At 69.2% G+C, this 17,168-nt stretch carries 15 protein-coding genes; 9 read left to right on the forward strand and 6 right to left on the reverse strand.

Annotated features, from left to right (window positions below):
- Positions 1–38 precede the first annotated feature (38 nt).
- The 5 genes from PGN14_RS15515 to dapA all read right to left on the reverse strand — a co-directional run bounded on the left by PGN14_RS15515 (position 39) and on the right by dapA (position 6,844).
- On the reverse strand, positions 39–2,480 hold the full coding sequence (locus PGN14_RS15515; protein WP_335300487.1) for an ATP-binding protein: 2,442 nt from the start codon (positions 2,478–2,480) through the stop codon (positions 39–41).
- Positions 2,481–4,511 (reverse strand): M13 family metallopeptidase, encoded by a 2,031-nt coding sequence (locus tag PGN14_RS15520; RefSeq protein ID WP_335300488.1) that lies wholly within the window; start codon positions 4,509–4,511, stop codon positions 2,481–2,483.
- 237 nt (positions 4,512–4,748) lie between these two features.
- Positions 4,749–5,297 (reverse strand): DUF2062 domain-containing protein, encoded by a 549-nt coding sequence (locus PGN14_RS15525; protein ID WP_443019537.1) that lies wholly within the window; start codon positions 5,295–5,297, stop codon positions 4,749–4,751.
- Between the two features lies 1 nt (position 5,298).
- Positions 5,299–5,781, reverse strand: coding sequence for an SsrA-binding protein SmpB (gene smpB, locus PGN14_RS15530; protein ID WP_335300489.1), 483 nt, complete (start codon positions 5,779–5,781; stop codon positions 5,299–5,301).
- Between the two features lie 181 nt (positions 5,782–5,962).
- A complete protein-coding gene (gene dapA, locus PGN14_RS15535; protein ID WP_335300490.1) occupies positions 5,963–6,844 on the reverse strand; it encodes a 4-hydroxy-tetrahydrodipicolinate synthase in 882 nt (293 codons plus the stop codon).
- Positions 6,845–6,993: 149 nt separating this feature from the next.
- Here dapA and PGN14_RS15540 point away from each other — a divergent pair, with 149 nt between their 5' ends.
- The 6 genes from PGN14_RS15540 to PGN14_RS15565 all read left to right on the forward strand — a co-directional run bounded on the left by PGN14_RS15540 (position 6,994) and on the right by PGN14_RS15565 (position 12,989).
- Positions 6,994–8,916: a lytic transglycosylase domain-containing protein gene (locus PGN14_RS15540; RefSeq protein ID WP_443019541.1), complete on the forward strand. Its 1,923-nt coding sequence runs from the start codon at positions 6,994–6,996 to the stop codon at positions 8,914–8,916.
- A 205-nt stretch (positions 8,917–9,121) separates the two neighbouring features.
- Positions 9,122–9,607 (forward strand): transcription elongation factor GreB, encoded by a 486-nt coding sequence (gene greB, locus PGN14_RS15545; protein WP_335300491.1) that lies wholly within the window; start codon positions 9,122–9,124, stop codon positions 9,605–9,607.
- 47 nt (positions 9,608–9,654) lie between these two features.
- Positions 9,655–9,900, forward strand: coding sequence for a hypothetical protein (locus PGN14_RS15550; protein ID WP_335300492.1), 246 nt, complete (start codon positions 9,655–9,657; stop codon positions 9,898–9,900).
- 53 nt (positions 9,901–9,953) lie between these two features.
- A complete protein-coding gene (locus tag PGN14_RS15555) occupies positions 9,954–10,736 on the forward strand; it encodes an NYN domain-containing protein (RefSeq protein ID WP_335300493.1) in 783 nt (260 codons plus the stop codon).
- Positions 10,737–10,749: 13 nt separating this feature from the next.
- Positions 10,750–12,378, forward strand: coding sequence for a M28 family peptidase (locus PGN14_RS15560; protein ID WP_335300494.1), 1,629 nt, complete (start codon positions 10,750–10,752; stop codon positions 12,376–12,378).
- 41 nt (positions 12,379–12,419) lie between these two features.
- Positions 12,420–12,989, forward strand: a complete 570-nt coding sequence (locus PGN14_RS15565; protein WP_335300495.1) for a Uma2 family endonuclease — start codon at positions 12,420–12,422, stop codon at positions 12,987–12,989.
- A gap of 172 nt (positions 12,990–13,161) precedes the next feature.
- Here PGN14_RS15565 and ettA read toward each other — a convergent pair whose 3' ends face one another.
- The gene (gene ettA, locus PGN14_RS15570) at positions 13,162–14,841 is read right to left on the reverse strand and encodes an energy-dependent translational throttle protein EttA (RefSeq protein WP_335300496.1); all 1,680 of its coding nucleotides are present in this window, start codon (positions 14,839–14,841) and stop codon (positions 13,162–13,164) included.
- 105 nt (positions 14,842–14,946) lie between these two features.
- Between ettA and PGN14_RS15575 the strand changes: the two genes are divergently transcribed.
- From PGN14_RS15575 to PGN14_RS15585, 3 genes are all read left to right on the forward strand, one after another.
- Complete coding sequence (locus PGN14_RS15575; RefSeq protein WP_335300497.1) at positions 14,947–16,350, forward strand: M20/M25/M40 family metallo-hydrolase; 1,404 nt, start codon at positions 14,947–14,949, stop codon at positions 16,348–16,350.
- A gap of 179 nt (positions 16,351–16,529) precedes the next feature.
- Complete coding sequence (locus tag PGN14_RS15580) at positions 16,530–16,790, forward strand: hypothetical protein (protein WP_335300498.1); 261 nt, start codon at positions 16,530–16,532, stop codon at positions 16,788–16,790.
- Positions 16,791–16,820: 30 nt separating this feature from the next.
- Positions 16,821–17,075: a hypothetical protein gene (locus PGN14_RS15585; protein ID WP_335300499.1), complete on the forward strand. Its 255-nt coding sequence runs from the start codon at positions 16,821–16,823 to the stop codon at positions 17,073–17,075.
- The last annotated feature ends 93 nt before the right edge of the window (positions 17,076–17,168 follow it).

Below are 17,168 nucleotides of genomic sequence, written 5' to 3' on the forward strand. Positions count from 1 at the left end.
ATCAAGCCATAGCGCGGTTGCGCCGCGGTGCAACCGCCTCACGCGGCCCCCGCGCCCGCGCCCGCGCCCGCCACCCCACCCTGGGTCGACAGGATGTCGCGCGTCGCCTCCGCCAGCTGCTGGACGGAGAACGGCTTGGGCAGGAAGGCGACATTGTCGAGGTCGATCGAGCGGCGCAGCTGCTCCTCGGCATAGCCCGACATGAACAGGATCGGGATGTTGGGGTACATCCGCCGCACCGCGCGTGCCAGCGTCGGCCCGTCCATCACCGGCATCATCACGTCGGTGATGATGATCGTCGGACGGTCGACCCCGGCCAGCAGCTCCAGCGCCGCCTCGCCATTCTCCGCCGCCAGCACGGTATAGCCCTGCCGCGCCAGCGCGCGTTCGGCGACCGCGCGCACCATATCCTCGTCCTCCACCAGCAGGATCGTGCCGGTGCCCCACAGGTCGCCGCCCGCCTTGGCGCGCGCGGAGGGCTTGGCCGCAGGGGTCGCCTCGCCGGCGCTGGCGGTATGGACCGGCAAATAGATGGTGAAGGTCGCGCCCTGCCCCGGCTTCGAATCCGCGAAGATATAGCCGCCCGACTGTTTGACGATGCCATAGACGGTCGACAGCCCCAGCCCGGTGCCCTTGCCGACCTCCTTGGTGGTGAAGAACGGCTCGAAGATCTTGCCGAGCAGGTCGGGCGGGATGCCCGTGCCGGTGTCGGAGATTTCCAGCGCGGTATAATCGCCCAGCGGCATGATGTCGCTGCCGCGGCGGCGGATCTCCGCGATCGGGACCGAGCGGGTCTGGATCGTCAGTTTGCCCCCCCCTGTTCCTCCATTGGCCCCCTTGCTCAGCATCGCGTCGCGCGCGTTGACGGCGAGATTGACGACCACCTGTTCGAGCTGCCCCGGATCGGCGCGCACCGCGCCCAGGTTGCGGCCGTGCTTCACCTCCATCGTCACCGTCTCGCCCATCAGCCGCTTTAGCAGATTGGACACTTCGGACACGACGTCGGGCAATTGCAGCACCTGCGGGCGCAGTGTCTGCTGACGGCTGAAGGCGAGCAGCTGGCGCGTCAGGCTGGCGGCGCGGTTGGAATTGGCGCGGATCTGCTGGATGTCGTCGTAGTCGCTGTCGCCGGGCGAATGACGCATCAGCATCAGGTCGCAATGGCCGATGATCGCGGTCAGGATGTTGTTGAAATCGTGCGCGACGCCGCCCGCCAGCTGGCCGACCGCCTGCATCTTGGTGGCCTGCGCCACCTCGCGCTTCAGGCGATTCTCCTCGTTATTATCCTTCAGGCTCAGCAGCACCGCCGCCTCGCCCAGCCCGCGCGCCGCCGCGATCGACAGCGCCACCGGCTCGTCGGGATGATCCTTCAGCCGCACCGCGAGATCGGTCGAGCGCGCGGCGCCGCCGGCGAAGCGACGGATCGCGTCGGCGACGACGCCCTTGTCCTCGCGCACCACCAGATCGCCGGGATAGACCGGCAGCTGCCCCGGCTCGACCCCCGCGGCGCGCGCGAACGCCTGGTTCATCTGCACGAACCGCCCCTCGCGATCGACCAGCGCGACGCCGAAGGGCATCAGCATCAGCAGCCCCTCGATATCGCCGCCCTGCCCCATCATCGAACTGTCGACATCGACCATCACCACCAGGATCGGCGCGTCGGCATCCTCGCCCAGCGGGATCTGGAGCAGCCGCAGCGGATTGGCGGCATCGCCCTCCGCCACCAGCCGGACGGTGCCACCCTGCCCCTCCGCCAGGAAGCGCGCGAGATCCTCGCCCTGCAACACGCCGTCGTTGCTGCCGGTCGCGCGGATCTTCGCCACCGCATTGGCGGCGAGCACATAGCCCTCCGCCGTCACCAGCGCCGCCATCACGCCCGACGCGCCGAGCTGCGCGCCGAGCGCCCCCTCCAGCGATTCCGCCAGCCGTGCCGGCTGCCCGCCGGGCACCGCCGCACCGGCGAAGCGCCACACCAGCATGTCCTGCTGCTGCCCGGCGCGGGTGATCGTCGCCTCGATCGCGCCCGCCGCGCCGCGCAGCGCGACTTCGGCACGCCCGTCGCGCCATGCCGCACGCCCCGCGACCGCCAGTTCGCTCGCGCCGTCGCCCGCCAGCGGGATCGACGGCGGGGTGGGAAAGCCGCCGAACAGCTGCTCATAGCGGTCGTTGGCGCACACCAGCCGGCCGCCGCGATCGGTCACCGCGACACCGTCCGCGCTCGCCTCCGCCAGGTCGCGGATCAGCGCCCAGTCATGCTCCGCGGTCGGCTCCACCACCGGCGCCGGGCGCAGCGCCATGACCGCGATCGCGACCGCGACCAGCAGGATGGCGGCGGCGGCGAACCCCGCCGCCACCGCCATGTCGCCGACCAGCCACAGGATCAGTCCGCCCGCGGCCAGCGCCGCCAGCACGCCCGCCGCCCAGGCGATCCGCCGCCCGGTCCTGAGCGCGTCGCCCCCCTCGATCGCGCGATACGCCATCTACCAGATCTTCACCCGCGCCGCAGGCGCCAGGTACAGCCGGTCGGTCGGTGCCGGACGGTAGGCGGCGTACCACGGGTCCATGTTGCGCACGATCCAGCTGCGCTGTTCGGACGGCGCGTGCGGATCGGTCAGCAGCCGCTGGCGCAGGTTCGCCTCGCGATAATTGCGCCGCCACACCTGCGCCCAGCCGAGATAGAAGCGCTGGTCGGCGCTGAACCCGTCGATCACGCGCGGCCTGGCCCCCTTGAGCGAGGCGAGATAGGCGTCGTGCGCCGCCGCCAGCCCCGCCAGATCGGCCGAATTCTCGCCCAGCGTCAGCGCGCCCTTCACGTGCATCCCGGGCAGCGGCTGATAGGCGTCATATTGCGCCACCAGCTTCTGGCTGAGCGCCTTGAACCGCGCCACGTCGGCGTCGCTCCACCATTGCACCAGCCGCGCCTGCGCATCGTATTTCGCGCCCTGGTCGTCGAAATGGTGGCTCATCTCATGCCCGATGACCGCGCCGATCCCGCCATAATTGACCGCCGCATCCGCCTTCGGATCGAAGAACGGCGGTTGCAGGATCGCGGCGGGGAAGGTGATCGCGACCAGCCCGAAATTGGCCTGGGCGTTCACGGTCATGGGCGTCATGCCCCATTCCCAGCGGCGGATCGGCTGCCCCAGCTTCGCCACCATGTCGTCATGCCGCCACTGGTTGGCGCGCAGCGCATTGCCAAATGCATCGCCGGAGCGAATCTCCAGCGCGCTGTAATCGTGCCACTTTTCCGGATAGCCGATGCGCGGCACGAAGGCGGCGAGCTTCGCATGCGCCTTGACCTTGGTCGGCGCGTCCATCCACGCCAGCTTGTCGATGCGACGGTTCATCGCGGCGATGATGTTCCTCACCATCTCGTCCGCCGCCGCCTTGGTCGCGGGCGGGAAGTAGCGCGCGACATAGACCTTGGCGACCTCGTCCGACAGCGCCGCGGAGGTGAAGGCGACGCCGCGCTTCCACCGTGCCTGCTGCTCGGGCGTGCCGTTCAGGACGGTGTCGAAGAAGGCGAACCGCTCCTTGTCGAACGCCGACGGCAGCACCGCGGCGAACCCGTCGAGGCTGCGCACCAGCAACTGGTCGCGCAGCACCGCGACCGGCGTTTGCGCGATCAGCGCGGCGATGCCGGTGACCGCGCTCGGCTGCGCCACGATCAGCGTGTCGGCGGGCGTGCGGTTAGCGCGCAGATAGGTGGCGAAGTCGAACCCGGGCGCGGCCGCGGTCAGTTGCGCCAGCGTCATCTTGTTATAGCGCTTGTCGGCGTCGCGGCTGTCGATGCGGGTCCAGTGGACCTGCGCGATCGCGGTCTCGAACGCCAGGATCGCGGCGGCGCGCGCTTCCGCATCCGGTTCGCCCGCCAGCGTCAGCACCCTGGCGAGATGCGCCTGATACGCGACCTTCGCCTGCGCCAGCTTGGGATCGGCGGAGAGGTAATAATCGCGGTCGGGCATCCCCAGCCCGGCCTGCCGCACGCTGACGACATAGGTGTCGGGCGCCTTGTCGTCCTGCCCGACATAGACCGCGAAGGGCACGTCGATGCCGTTGCGATCGGCCTCCGCCAGCAGCGTGGCATAGCCCGCCTTATCGACCGCCTTCACCTTCGCCAGCCATGGCGCGATCGGCGTCAGCCCTGCGCGCTCGATCGCGGCGGTGTCGAGATAGGTGGCATAGGCGCGCCCGATCGTGGTGTCGGGTGCCGCCTCCAGCAGCCCGCGGGTCTGCTCGCGCGAGCGGTCCTGCAACGTGTTGAACGCGCCATAGGAGGATTCGTCGCCGGGGATCGCGGTGTTCTTCGCCCAGGTGCCGTTGGCATGGGCGTAGAAATCGTCGCCGGGCTTGACGCTGCGGTCCATCCCGGCGGTGTCGAAGCCGAAGCTGCCATAGGCGGGCTTGTCGGCAACGGGCGTTTCCGTGGTGTTTTGCGCGATCAGCGCGGCGGGCACCGCCGCCCCGGCGGCGCAGAGGGCAATCAAGACGTTACGCGAATACTTCGGCATGGAAATCGGCATCCTGTGGCGTTCCGCCCCCCTCCGGATGCCGTCTCTTAGAGCGCCGATTCGGTGCGCGCTAGGCGGGAGTTGCGAACACCGCCGTTCGCCCTGAGGAGCCGTTGAGCCTGTCGAAACGGCGTCTCGAAGGGCGCTGATGCTTCGAGACGAGGCTTCGACAGGCTCAGCCTCTCCTCAGCACGAACGGAGGTGGTCGAAACGGCGGCCCAACCCAGGGTCTAGATCCTACCCCCTGTCGTGCCGGTGGCGCCACTTGCGCGCGATCCACAGGCGCCAGCCCAGCGCCGCCGCGGCATAGCCCAGCAGCGAGGCGACCGCGGTGATGACCAGCAGCCCGACCACCAGCGGCGGCCCGGCATCCCACAGCCATTGCAGCCACCCGGTCGCCGCCTCCGCCACCGGCTGCGCCACCGCAGGCGCGTTGGAGCGCAGCAGCCACGCGCCGCTCTGATAGGCGGCGAACAGGATGAAGGGCGTGGTGAAGGGATTGGTGATGAAGGTGACCAGCGCCGCCACCGGCACGTTGGCGCGGAACGGCAGCGCGATCAGCGCCGCGATCGCGATCTGCGCGACCGGGAACAGGATGCCCGCGACCATCCCCAGCGCGACGCCGCGCGGCACCGAGCGGCGGGTGAAGCGCCACAGTTCCGGCGCCAGCACGCGGTGCGCGACGGGGCGCAGCAGGCGGCTGTTCTCCATCGATTCGCGCGTCGGCAGGTTGCGCCGGCTCCACGCCGCCATCCGCTCCCATCCGGTCATCGGTCGCGAGGCCACCTCACCCGTGCTCGCGCATGACGCGACCGGCCTCGCGCTTCCAGTCGCGCTCCTTGATATGCTCGCGCTTGTCGTGCGCCTTGCGCCCCTTCGCCAATGCCAGCTCCACCTTCGCGCGTCCCTGCCCGTTGAAATAGACGGTGAGCGGGACCAGCGTCATGCCCTCGCGCGCCACCGCCCCGTGCAGCTTGTTTATCTCGCGCTCATGAAGCAGCAGTTTACGGGGCCGCTTGGGTTCGTGATTGAAGCGGTTGCCGTGGCTGAATTCCGGGATGTTGGAATTGACCAGCCACACCTCGTCGCCCGACACCTCGGCATAGCTTTCCGCGATCGAGCCCTCGCCGAAGCGCAAGGACTTCACCTCGGTCCCGGTCAGGACGATGCCGGCCTCGTAGGTGGTGTCGATGGCGTAGTCGAACCGGGCGCGGCGGTTCTCGGCGACGACCTTCTTCTTGTCGAACGTGGCGGGCTTGGGACGCGGCATGGGGGCGATGTAGGGGCTGAGGGCGCGCGGGGCAAAGGGAGATCATCCGCAAACGCCCGTTCGTGCTGAGGAGGCGCTGAGCTTGTCGAAGCGCCGTCTCGAAGCACCTGCGCATACCCTTCGAGACGAGGCTTCGACAAGCTCAGCCTCTCCTCAGGGCGAACGGGGGTCGTGAAAGCGACTACCGCCCCGCCGCCGCCAGCCCCGCGTCCACCGCGGCACGGCTGGCGTCGGACGGCCAGGTCATCGGCAGGCGCAGGCCCTCGGGGAAGCCGGGGCGGACCTTGGTCATGGCGTACTTGACGGGGCCGGGCGAGGCATCGGTGAACAGCGATACATGGAGCGCGAAGAGGCGGTCGTTGAGGTCGCGCGCCGTCGCATAGTCGTCGGCCGCGCAGGCCGCCTGAAAGTCGGCGCACAGCCGCGGCGCGACATTCGCGGTGACGGAGATGCACCCCACCCCGCCGGTGGCGTTGTAGCCCAGCGCCATGTCGTCATTGCCCGACAGCTGGCAGAAGCCGTCGCCCAGCGCGACACGATGCTCCGAGACGCGCTGGAGCACGCCGGAGGCGTCCTTCACCGCGACGAACACCTGCGGAAAGGCCTGAACGATCCGCACCAGGGTCGCGGGCTGGATGTCGGTGACGGTGCGGCCGGGCACGTTGTAGAGCACGATCGGCAGCGGCGACGTGGGCGCCAGCGCGGCGAAATGTTGGTAGATGCCGTCCTGCGAGGGGCGATTGTAATAGGGCGGGACCATCAGCGCGGCGTCGGCGCCGGCCTCCTTCGCGGCGATCAGGTTCGCCGCGGCGACGCGCGTGTCGTTGGAACCCGCGCCTGCGATCACCGGCACGCGGCCGCGCGCCTGATCGACGCAGACGCGCACGATCGCGAACTGCTCCTCCTTGGTCAGCGTCGCCGCCTCCCCGGTCGTGCCGCACGGCACCAAAGCGGACGATCCTTCCGCGATCTGCCATTCGATCAGGTCGCGATAGGCTTTCTCGACGAACGCGCCCGCGGCATCGAACGGGGTCACCAAAGCGGGGATCGAACCGGAAAACATGTTGTGCTGTCGCTCCTGGAGCCGAAAAGAGGGGGCGGTCGTTCAGCGCAGATACGGCTAACATCTTTAGTCTGTCCACCGATGGTGTCCGTCGAACAGTGAAGGCAGGTGCGTTGATCCTTTTCGTTGCCATGGCGGGTGCCGCCACGATGCTGGGCCAGTATGCGCCCGCCCCCACTCCCGCTCCTGCTCCACCCGCCGTCGCGCCCGCCGCGCTGCCGGGACTGGCGCAGCCGATCGCGACGTGGAAGGCGATCCAGCAGACCGAGGCGCTGCCGTTCGACACCTATGCCACGTTCCTGGCGCAGCATCCCGGCTGGCCCGGCGAGGCGGGCATCCGCCGCATCGTCGAGCGCAAGCTGGCGAGCGATCCCAACGTCAGCCCGTCGAGCGCGATCGCCTTCTGCCGCCGCTTCGCCCCGCTGACCGCGGCGGGCTGGGTCGGGTGCGCGCGCGCCTATGCCGCGACGGGGGCGACCGGCGAGGCGAATGCGGCGGCGCGCACCGCGTGGCGGCTGGGCAGCCTGTCGGCGCAGGACGAGGCGACGGTGCTGAACCAGTTCGCCGGCGCGCTGTCGCCCGCCGACCACGACCGCCGCATGGACGCGCTGCTGTGGCAGGGCGCGACCGGCAGCGCGGCCCGGCTGCTGCCGCTGACCAGCGCGACCGCGCGACCGCTGTTCGAGGCGCGGCTCGCCTTCCGCACCAATGCCGCCACCGCCGCGACGCTGGCCGCGACCGGCGATGCGGCCGGCGCGCGCGACCCCGGCTATATCGCGGACAAGGCGACGTGGTGGCGCAACAACGGCGCCTCGAACAGCGCGCGGTCGTGGCTGGCGCGCACGCGCAGCGGCATGACGCTGCCGGGCAATGTCGAGAAATTCTACGAGGTGTTGCTGACCAACGCCCGCGCGGCGGCGGCGGACGGCCAGTGGCAGACCGCCTATGACATCGCGCGCCAGATCGACGATGCCTATCCCGCCGGCACCGACGTGTCGCGCAAGAGCTATGGCGAGCGCGACGATTACACCAGCCTCGCCTGGCTCGCGGGACAGGCGGCGATGAAGATCGGCCGCCCCGCGGACGCTCGCGCGATGTTCGAACGCTATGGCCGCGGCAGCCAGTCGCCGCAGACGCGCGCCAAGGGCTTCTACTGGGCCGCGCGCGCCGCGGAAACCGCGCGCCAGCCGGACGCGACCGCATTGTTCGAGCGGACCGCGGGCTATCGTGACCAATATTACGGCCAGCTCGCGATCGAGCATCTCGGCCGCGCGCTCACCGCCCCGCCGGCGCCACCCGCGCCCGCGATCGCACCCGCCGCACGTCAGGCCTTCTATGCGCGCGAGACGGTGCGCGCGGCACAGTTCCTGGGCGGCAGCGGGCTGTATCAGGACCAGACCGCGTTCGTCCGCCAGATCGCGAGCGACGCGACCAGCGACACCGACCATTATCTCGCGGACGAGCTGTCGCGGTCGCTGTCCCGCCCCGATCTGGGCGTGCTGGTGGGGCGCAGCGCGATGCAGAACGGGCTGACCGAATATAGCCGCAACGGCTTTCCCACGGTCGCGGTACCCGGCGGGTATGAGGATCAGTGGACGATGATCCATGCGGTCGCGCGGCAGGAAAGCCAGTTCGACCGCGCCGCGCGCAGCCCGGTGGGCGCCAGCGGGCTGATGCAGCTGATGCCCGGCACCGCGCGCGAGCAGGCGGGGAAGCTGGGCCTGCCCTATGATCCGGCGCGGTTGGTGAGCGACACCGGCTATAACATCCAGCTCGGCTCCAGTTACTTCCAGCGCATCTTCGCGCTCTACGGCAGCTATCCGCTGGCGATCGCGGCGTACAATGCGGGACCGGGCAATGTGAACAAGTGGCTGCGCGCCAACGGCGACCCGCGCACCGGCGGGGTCGATGCGGTCGACTGGGTCGAGGCGATCCCGTTCGGCGAGACGCGCAACTACGTCCAGCGCGTGCTGGAGAATGCCGTCGTCTATGACCTGATGAACCCGCCGCGCGCGAAGAGCCGCGGGCCGAACAACCTGAGCTGGTATCTCGGGCGGTCGCGCGCGGGGTGAGCAAGGAATTGTTGTTCGCGCAGAGACGCGGAGGCGCAGAGATGGTTCGCGCGCGACAGCGCGCCCGAAAATCCCGGGCCGGCAACAGGTAAAGCCGCTATCGCGGCGTCCACATCATCTCTGCGCCTCCGCGTCTCTGCGCGAACATCCATCCTCGCGTCGTCGCGGCTTCGCGTGACCATCCTCTTCCGCTACCGCCAATGAAATGACCGACCGCCCCAACCACATCACCCCCGCCGGCTATGCCGCGCTGCGTGCCGAATATGAGAGGCTGTTCGCCACCGAGCGGCCGGCGCTGGTGGAGACGATTTCCTGGGCCGCGGGGAATGGCGACCGGTCGGAGAACGGCGATTACATCTACGGCCGCAAGCGGCTGCGCGAGATCGACCGGCGGCTCGGCTGGCTGTCGCGGCGGATGAAGGCGGCGAAGGTGGTCGATCCCGCGCAACAGCAGGATCGCGCGCGGGTGTGGTTCGGTGCCACCGTGACGATCGCGGACGAGGATGACAAGGAGCGCGTCCTGACGCTGGTCGGCGACGACGAGGCGGAGGCCGGCGCCGGGCGGGTCGGCTGGAACGCCCCGCTGGCGCGCGCGCTGCGCGGCGCGGCGGTCGGCGACCTGCGCCGCGTCGCGCTGCCCGCCGGCGAGCGCGAATATGAGGTTGTCGCGATCACCTATCCGACCGGATGAGGAACAGGCATCGCCGCCGATCGCTTTGATCCCAAAGGAGAAAGACGATGGCGGACGAACATCCCCGCGTGACCTCGGCACGCGACCACGACGACAAGGACGTGATTGAGGGCATGATCCCCGGCGGCGAGGCGGTGCCCTCCACCGGCGGCGGCGCGCTGGCGCGCGACCTGGGGTCGCAGGCGGACCTGAAGCAGGTCGACGATCCCGACGGCACGACGCGACCGACCAAGCAGGATGCGATCGACGCGGGCCAATCCTATCGCAGCGACCGGGCGGGGCCAAACGGTTGAATGCCGGCGGTTGAGCGATTGACGCGGTGGCCGTGCCGGACAATGCATCCGGCATGGCCACCGACGACACGCCCACCCGCAACATCGCGCTGCTGATCGATGCGGACAACGCCTCCTGGCACGCGCTCGACCCGGTGCTGACCGCGCTCGCGGAGTTCGGCAGCGTCAACATCCGCCGCGTCTATGGCAATTGGTCGAAGGACGCGCTGAAGGGCTGGCGCGAGATGACCGTCGCGCACGGGATCGAGCCGCAGCAGCAGTTCGACCTGACCAAGGGCAAGAACGCCACCGACATGAAGATGACGATCGACGCGATGGACCTGCTCCACCGCGGGCGCGTCGATGCGTTCGGGATCATGTCGTCGGACAGCGACTTCATGCCGCTGGCCACCCGCATCCGGCAGGACGGGCTGGACGTCTATGGCTTCGGCAATGCCAGCACGCCCGCAGGCTTCCGCAACGCCTGCACCCGCTTCATCGACGTCAACGCGCTGCTGGAGACGACCAAGCCGAAGCGCGCGCGCCGCGTCGACGTGCCGTTCGACCAGTCGGTGCCGCCCGCGATCGGCGCCGCCGCGCCCGCCCCGGCCGCGACCACCGCGGGGACGGTGAACGATCCCGAACTGCTCCACCTGCTCCACGACGCCTATGAGTCGCTGAAGCCCGATGCCAAGGGCTTCGTCGGCCTGTCCGCACTGGGGCAGCGCGCCGCCAACCGCTCCAGCTTCGACGTGCGCAATTATGGTTTCAAGCGATTGTCCGACCTGGTCGACGCGATCCCCTCGATCGACGTCGACCGGCGCGAGAACCACGTCTATGTCCGGTGGAAAGAATAAGGAAACCGGACCTATGCGGCGCGCCCTGTGCCTTCTTCCCGCGGTGATCGCCGCCACCCCCGTGATGGCGCAGAAGGCCGATCCCGCACGGCTGTCGCAGGATGTCCGCACGCTCGCCTCGCCCGATTTCGGCGGACGCGCGCCGGGCACCCCGAGCGAGACAAAGACGCTCGACTGGCTGGTGGCGCGGTTCAAAGCGCTCGGCCTCTCCCCCGCCGGGCCGGACGGGCAATGGGTGCAGAAGGTGCCGCTGGTCCACACCCGCATCGCCGATGGCGCGACGATGCGCGCCGGCGACACCGTGTTGACGCAGGGGCGCGAGATCGCGGTGACGACGGTGCGCGCCGCGCCCGCGGTGTCGATCGCGGCGTCGCCGATGGTCTTCGTCGGATACGGCGTGTCCGCACCCGAGGCGAAGTGGGACGATTTCAAGGGCATCGACGTCCGCGGCAAGACGATCGTCTTCCTGGTCAACGATCCCGATTTCGAGGCGCAGGCGGGCGACGACGCCAAGGGGCGGTTCGGCGAGCGCCGCATGACCTATTACGGCCGCTGGACCTACAAGTTCGAGGAGGCGGCCCGGCGCGGCGCCGCCGCCGCGCTGATCGTCCATGACACGGGGGGCGCGGGCTATCCGTGGTCGACGGTCAATGCGTCGAACGGCGAGAATTACGACATCGTGCGCGGCGCGGACGATCCGCGCGTGCCGTTGCAGGGCTGGATCGAGCATGACGCCGCCGAACGACTGTTCGCAGGCGCAGGGCTGGACTTGGCCAAGCTGCGCGTCGCGGCGCGGCAGGCGTCGTTCCGCCCGGTCGAGATGAAGATGGCCTTCTCCGCCGACGCCAAGGTGTCGGTGGAGCGGATCGAGAGCGCCAACGTGCTGGCGATGATCCCCGGCACGAAGCGCGCGGACGAGAGCGTGATGTTCGCGGCGCATTGGGACGCCTATGGCGAAGGCCCGGCGGACGCGTCGGGCAGGACGCTGCGCCCCGGTGCCAACGACGATGCGTTGGGCGTCGCGGGCGTGGTCGAGCTGGCGCGGCTGTTCAAGGCGGGGCCGGCGCCCGACCGCTCGCTGGTCTTCGCGCTGTGGACCGGCGAGGAGCGCGGGCTGCTCGGCTCCGAATATTATGCCACGCACCCGGTGATGCCGCTGGCGAAGACCGCCGCCAACCTGACGCTCGACATCCTCCAGACCGCCGGCCCGGCGAAGGACGTGGTGCTGGTGGGGGCGGGCCAGTCGTCGCTCGACGCGCTGCTGACCGACGCCGCGCGCGCACAGGGGCGGACGATCACGCCGGAGACGTTCAGCGAGCGCGGGCTGTTCTATCGCGCCGATCATTTCTCGGTCGTGCGCCGCGGCGTGCCGTCGCTGCTGCTGATGGCGCTGGGCGGGGCGAGCGACCTGGCCGCCGGGGGTCGGGCGGCGGGGCAGAAGTGGCTCGACGACTACATGGCCTGCTATCACAAGACCTGCGACACCTGGGACGCGCGCTGGAACCTGACGGGCGCGGCGGCGGACGTCGAGCTGTTCCACACGATCGGGGCGCGACTGGCGAAGGTCGGGATGTGGCCAAAATGGAGCGCGGGGAGCGAGTTCCGCGGCGTGCGCGAGGCGAGTGCGGCGGAACGGAAGTAGGCGCGGATTGCCGTTCGCTCATTTGATGATAGTCTGTCCCCATGACGGTGCAGGAACGCCTTAGCCCCGGCAAATACCGATTGACGGTCGAAGACTATCTCCGGCTGGCCGCGGACGGCTCGTTCGGCGATCGACGGACCGAATTGATCGAGGGGGACATCTGGATCATGAGCCCGGCCTATACGCCGCACGCCAGAGTACAGGGGGCGCTGGCGTCGGGCATTGGTCGGGCGATGGCATCGCATACGGATCTCGTGCTGCTGATCGCCCCGTCCGTCCGGCTCTCCGACAATACGATGCCGGAACCCGATCTCGTCATCGCGCTGGACCATCGCGACGGACCGTTACCGGGCGAGAAGGCCCAATTGGTCGTCGAGGTGTCCGATGCGACGCTGAGCACTGACCTCGGCACGAAAGCGCGTCTGTATGCCATGCATGGCGTGCCCGAATATTGGGTGGTCGATGTGCGCGCGGGCGTGATCCACCAGATGTGGCAGCCGGCGGGCGATGCCTATGCCGAACGGCGGGAGCTGCCTTTCGGTGATGCGGTGATGGCCGCCACAATCGAGGGCGTTGTGATAGAGACGGGGGCGCTGCTGCCGCGAGGTTGAGCGGGGAAGGTTAGGCCCCACGCAGCCAAAACCCGTTCGTGCTGAGGAGAGGCCGAGCTTGTCGACGCCTCGTCTCGAAGCACCCTTCGAGACGCCGTTTCGACGTCGCTCAACGGCTCCTCAGGGCGAACGGGGAGTGGGCGGTGGCCGGACGTCGCCCCGCCCCCTCACCTCACCGCGTCAGCTTCTTGTACGCCAGCCGCGTCGGGCGATCCGCCGCGTCGCCCATGCGGCGGCGCTTGTCTTCCTCGTAGCTTTCGTAATTGCCCTCGAACCATTCGACATGGCTGTCGCCCTCGAACGCCAGGATATGGGTGCACAGGCGATCGAGGAAGAAGCGATCGTGGCTGATAACCACCGCGCAGCCCGCGAACGTCTCCAGCGCCTCTTCGAGCGCGCGCAGCGTCTCCACGTCGAGGTCGTTGGTCGGCTCGTCGAGCAGCAGGACGTTGCCGCCCTCCTTCAGCATCTTGGCCATGTGGACGCGGTTGCGCTCGCCACCCGACAGCTGACCGACCTTCTTCTGCTGGTCCGGACCGCGGAAGTTGAACGCGCCGACATAGGCGCGCGTCCCCAGCTCCTGCTTGCCGAAGCGGAAGACCTCCAGCTCGTCGGAGATTTCCTGCCACACGTTCTTGTTGGGATCGAGGTCGTCGCGGCTCTGGTCGACATAGCCGAGCTTCACCGTCGAGCCGACCTCGATCGTCCCGGCATCGGGCTGCTCCTGCCCGGTGATGAGCTTGAACAAGGTCGACTTGCCCGCGCCGTTCGGCCCGATCACGCCGACGATGCCACCGGGGGGCAGCATGAAGTCGAGGTTCTCGAACAGCAATTTGTCGCCATAGGATTTGGTCAGGCCCTTGGCCTCGATCACCTTGCCGCCGAGCCGCTCGGGTAGCTGGATCAGGATCTGCGCCTTGCCCGCAACGCGATTCTCCTGCTTGGCCATCAGCTCGTCGAAGGCGCGGATACGCGCCTTGCTCTTGGTCTGGCGCGCCTTGGGGGTCTGGCGCATCCACGCCAGCTCGTCGGCGATCGCGCGCTGCTTGCCGGCTTCCTCGCGCTCCTCCTGCTCCAGCCTTTTGGCCTTCTTCTCCAGATAGCCGGAATAGTTGGACTCGTAGGTGTAGTAACGCCCGCGATCCAGCTCCAGCACCCAGTTGACGACGTTATCCAGGAAGTAGCGGTCGTGGGTGACCAGGATGACGTTGCCGGTATATTCCTTCAGGAAATTCTCCAGCCACGCGACGCTCTCGGCGTCGAGATGGTTGGTCGGCTCGTCGAGCAGCAGGATGTCGGGCTTCTCCAGCAGCAGCCGGCACAGCGCCACGCGGCGCCGCTCGCCGCCCGACAGCTTCGTCACGTCCGCGTCGCCCGGCGGGCAGCGCAGCGCCTCCATCGCGACCTCCAGCTGGTTGTCGAGCGTCCAGCCGTCGACCGCGTCGATCTTCGCCTGAAGGTCGCCCATCTCCTCCATCAGCGCGTCGAAGTCGGTGTCGTCCTTCGGATCACCCATCTCCGCGGAAATGGCGTTGAAGCGGTCGACCAGATCCGCGATCGGGCGCACGCCGTCCTTGACGTTGCCCATCACGTCCTTCGACGGATCGAGCTGCGGCTCCTGCGCCAGATAGCCGACGCGCACGCCCTCCGCGGCCCAGGCCTCGCCCTGGAATTCGGTGTCCATGCCCGCCATCACCTTCATCAGCGTGGACTTGCCCGCGCCGTTGGGGCCGATGATCGCGATCTTCGCGCCCGGGATGAATTGCAGGTGGATGTTGTTGAGGACGGGCTTGTTCGCGCCCGGGAAGGTCTTGGTCAGACCCTTCATGACATAGGTATACTGAACGGCCATGGGGGGCTGCGTGCTCCGTACTGCGATGCTGCGAAAAGTTCCGTCGCATGTAGGCGGCCGACGCGGCGTTGGCAAACGCCACGCCAGCCGATACGCCATCGCACCATGAACCACCGCCTTCCGCTCGCGCTCGTCGCATCCGCCCTGCTCGCCGCGCCTGCCGTCGCGCAGCGCACCGCACCCCCCGCCCCCGCCGCGGTCGATCCGCAGGTGGCGGCGCTGCGCGATGCCGCGCTGAAGGACGATGTCGCCTATGCCCTCGTCGAAGGCCTGACGACCGAGGTCGGGCAGCGGATGGCGGGCACCGAGGCGGAGGCGCGCGCGCGCCGCTGGGCGCAGGCGAAGCTGACCGCGCTGGGCTTCCACAACGTCCGCATCGAGACATATCAGATGCCCGTGTGGGTGCGCGGCGAGGAGGAAGGCGAGATCGTCGCGCCCGTGCCGCAGAAGCTGCACCTGACGGCGCTGGGCAATTCGGGCGCCACCCCGGCGAAGGGCATGACCGCCGAGATCGTGGTCTTCCCGACCTATGGCGACCTGGCGCGCGCCGCCGACGGCAGCCTGAAGGGCAAGATCGCCTATGTCGGCAGTGCGATGGCGCCGACGCAGGACGGCTCCAGCTATGGCACCTCCGGCACGGCGCGGTTCGTCGGGCCGGCGCTGGCGGCGAAGAAGGGCGCGGCGGCGATCGTGATCCGCTCGATCGGCACCGACCATCACCGCCTGCCGCATACCGGCACCACCAATTTCCCCGACGGCGTGGCGCCGATCCCGGCCGCTGCGCTGTCGGTGCCCGATGCCGAACTGATCGAGCGGCTGGCGGCGCGCGGGCAGCCACTGCGGATGCGGCTGCTGCTGACGCCGAAGCAGGTCGGCATGCGCGAATCGGGCAATGTCATCGCCGAGGTGCCCGGCACCGACGCGGACGCCGGCGTCGTCTTGATCGGCGGGCATCTCGACAGCTGGGACCTCGCCACCGGGGCGATCGACGATGCCAGCGGCGTCGCCATCACCGCGGCCGCCGCCAAGCGCATCCTCGACAGCGGCCGCCGCCCGCGGCGCACGATCCGCGTCGTCTGGTTCGGCGCGGAAGAGGTCGGCGGCTATGGCGGGCGCGACTATCAGAAGCGGCACGGCACCGAGCGCCACGCCGCCGCGGCCGAAAGCGATTTCGGCGCGGATCGCGTCTGGCGCGTCCAGTCGACCCTGCCCGCCGGCGCCGCGCCGGTCGCGGATCGCCTCGCCAGCGCGCTGGCACCGCTGGGAATCGTCCGCGGCGACGGGCCGGGCGGCGACGGCGCGGACATCGCGCCGACGATCCGCACCGGGGTGGCCGGGATCGACCTGAACCAGTCGGGGCTGCACTATTTCGACGTGCATCACACGCCCGACGACACGCTCGACCGCGTCGAGCCGGAGGCGCTGCGCCAGAACGTCGCGGCCTGGACCACGATGCTCGCGATCGTCGCCGACGCGCCGGAGGAGATCGGGCCGGTGACCCGCCCGTGACGCCCCGCCGCCTTCCCGCGACGGGACGGCAGTATGTCGGGACGGGTACATTCGGTTCGCCGCAACCTTTCTGAATGATGAACTTTGCGATTGACCCCCGTAATCGGTAGAGTATTGCGGGCGTTCGCGACGGCGTTGGGGTCGGGCGCGATTGGTTTATGCTGCTTGGGAGCATCCCTATGAAGAAGATCCTGCTCGTTGCCGCCGCCGCTGGCCTGATGTCGGTCGCCGCCTGCTCGAAGACCGAGACTCCGGTCGAGAACAACGCGGACATGGTCGCCGACAACCTCGACGCGATGGCCGACAACCTGGCGGACGTCTCGAACACCACCGCCAACCCGTTCGCCGAGGACAATGCCGAGGCGGCGTCGGAGAACCTGGCGGCTGCCGCGGACAACGTCCGTGAGGCCGGCGAGGACGCGGCGGCGAACGCCAAGTAATCGGCTGACCTGATCGGTTCGGACGGCACCATGCGCTTGCTCGCTGGCCTGCTCGCCATCACCGCGCCCCTGGGCACGGCGGCGTGCGACCGCGCCGCCGAACCGGTTTCGGTCGCCAACAATGCCGAGGCGGTCGCCGATGCGCTGGAGCGCAAGGCGGACAACCTCGAGGCGATGGCGGATGCCAGCGCCAATGCGTCGGCCGCGGCGATGCTCGAAGGGGCCGCCGACCATCTCGACGATGCCGCGGACAATGTCCGCGACGCCGCGGAGAACGCGTCCTGACGACGCGAACGATCTGACGTTGCATGCAATCAGGGGGCATCTTCGGATGCCCCCTTTTTTGTGGGCTCCCCTGCTTGCGCCGCCAGCGAGCGC

It is taken from the genome of Sphingomonas adhaesiva (assembly GCF_036946305.1).
Classification (GTDB): Bacteria; Pseudomonadota; Alphaproteobacteria; order Sphingomonadales; family Sphingomonadaceae; genus Sphingomonas; species Sphingomonas adhaesiva_B.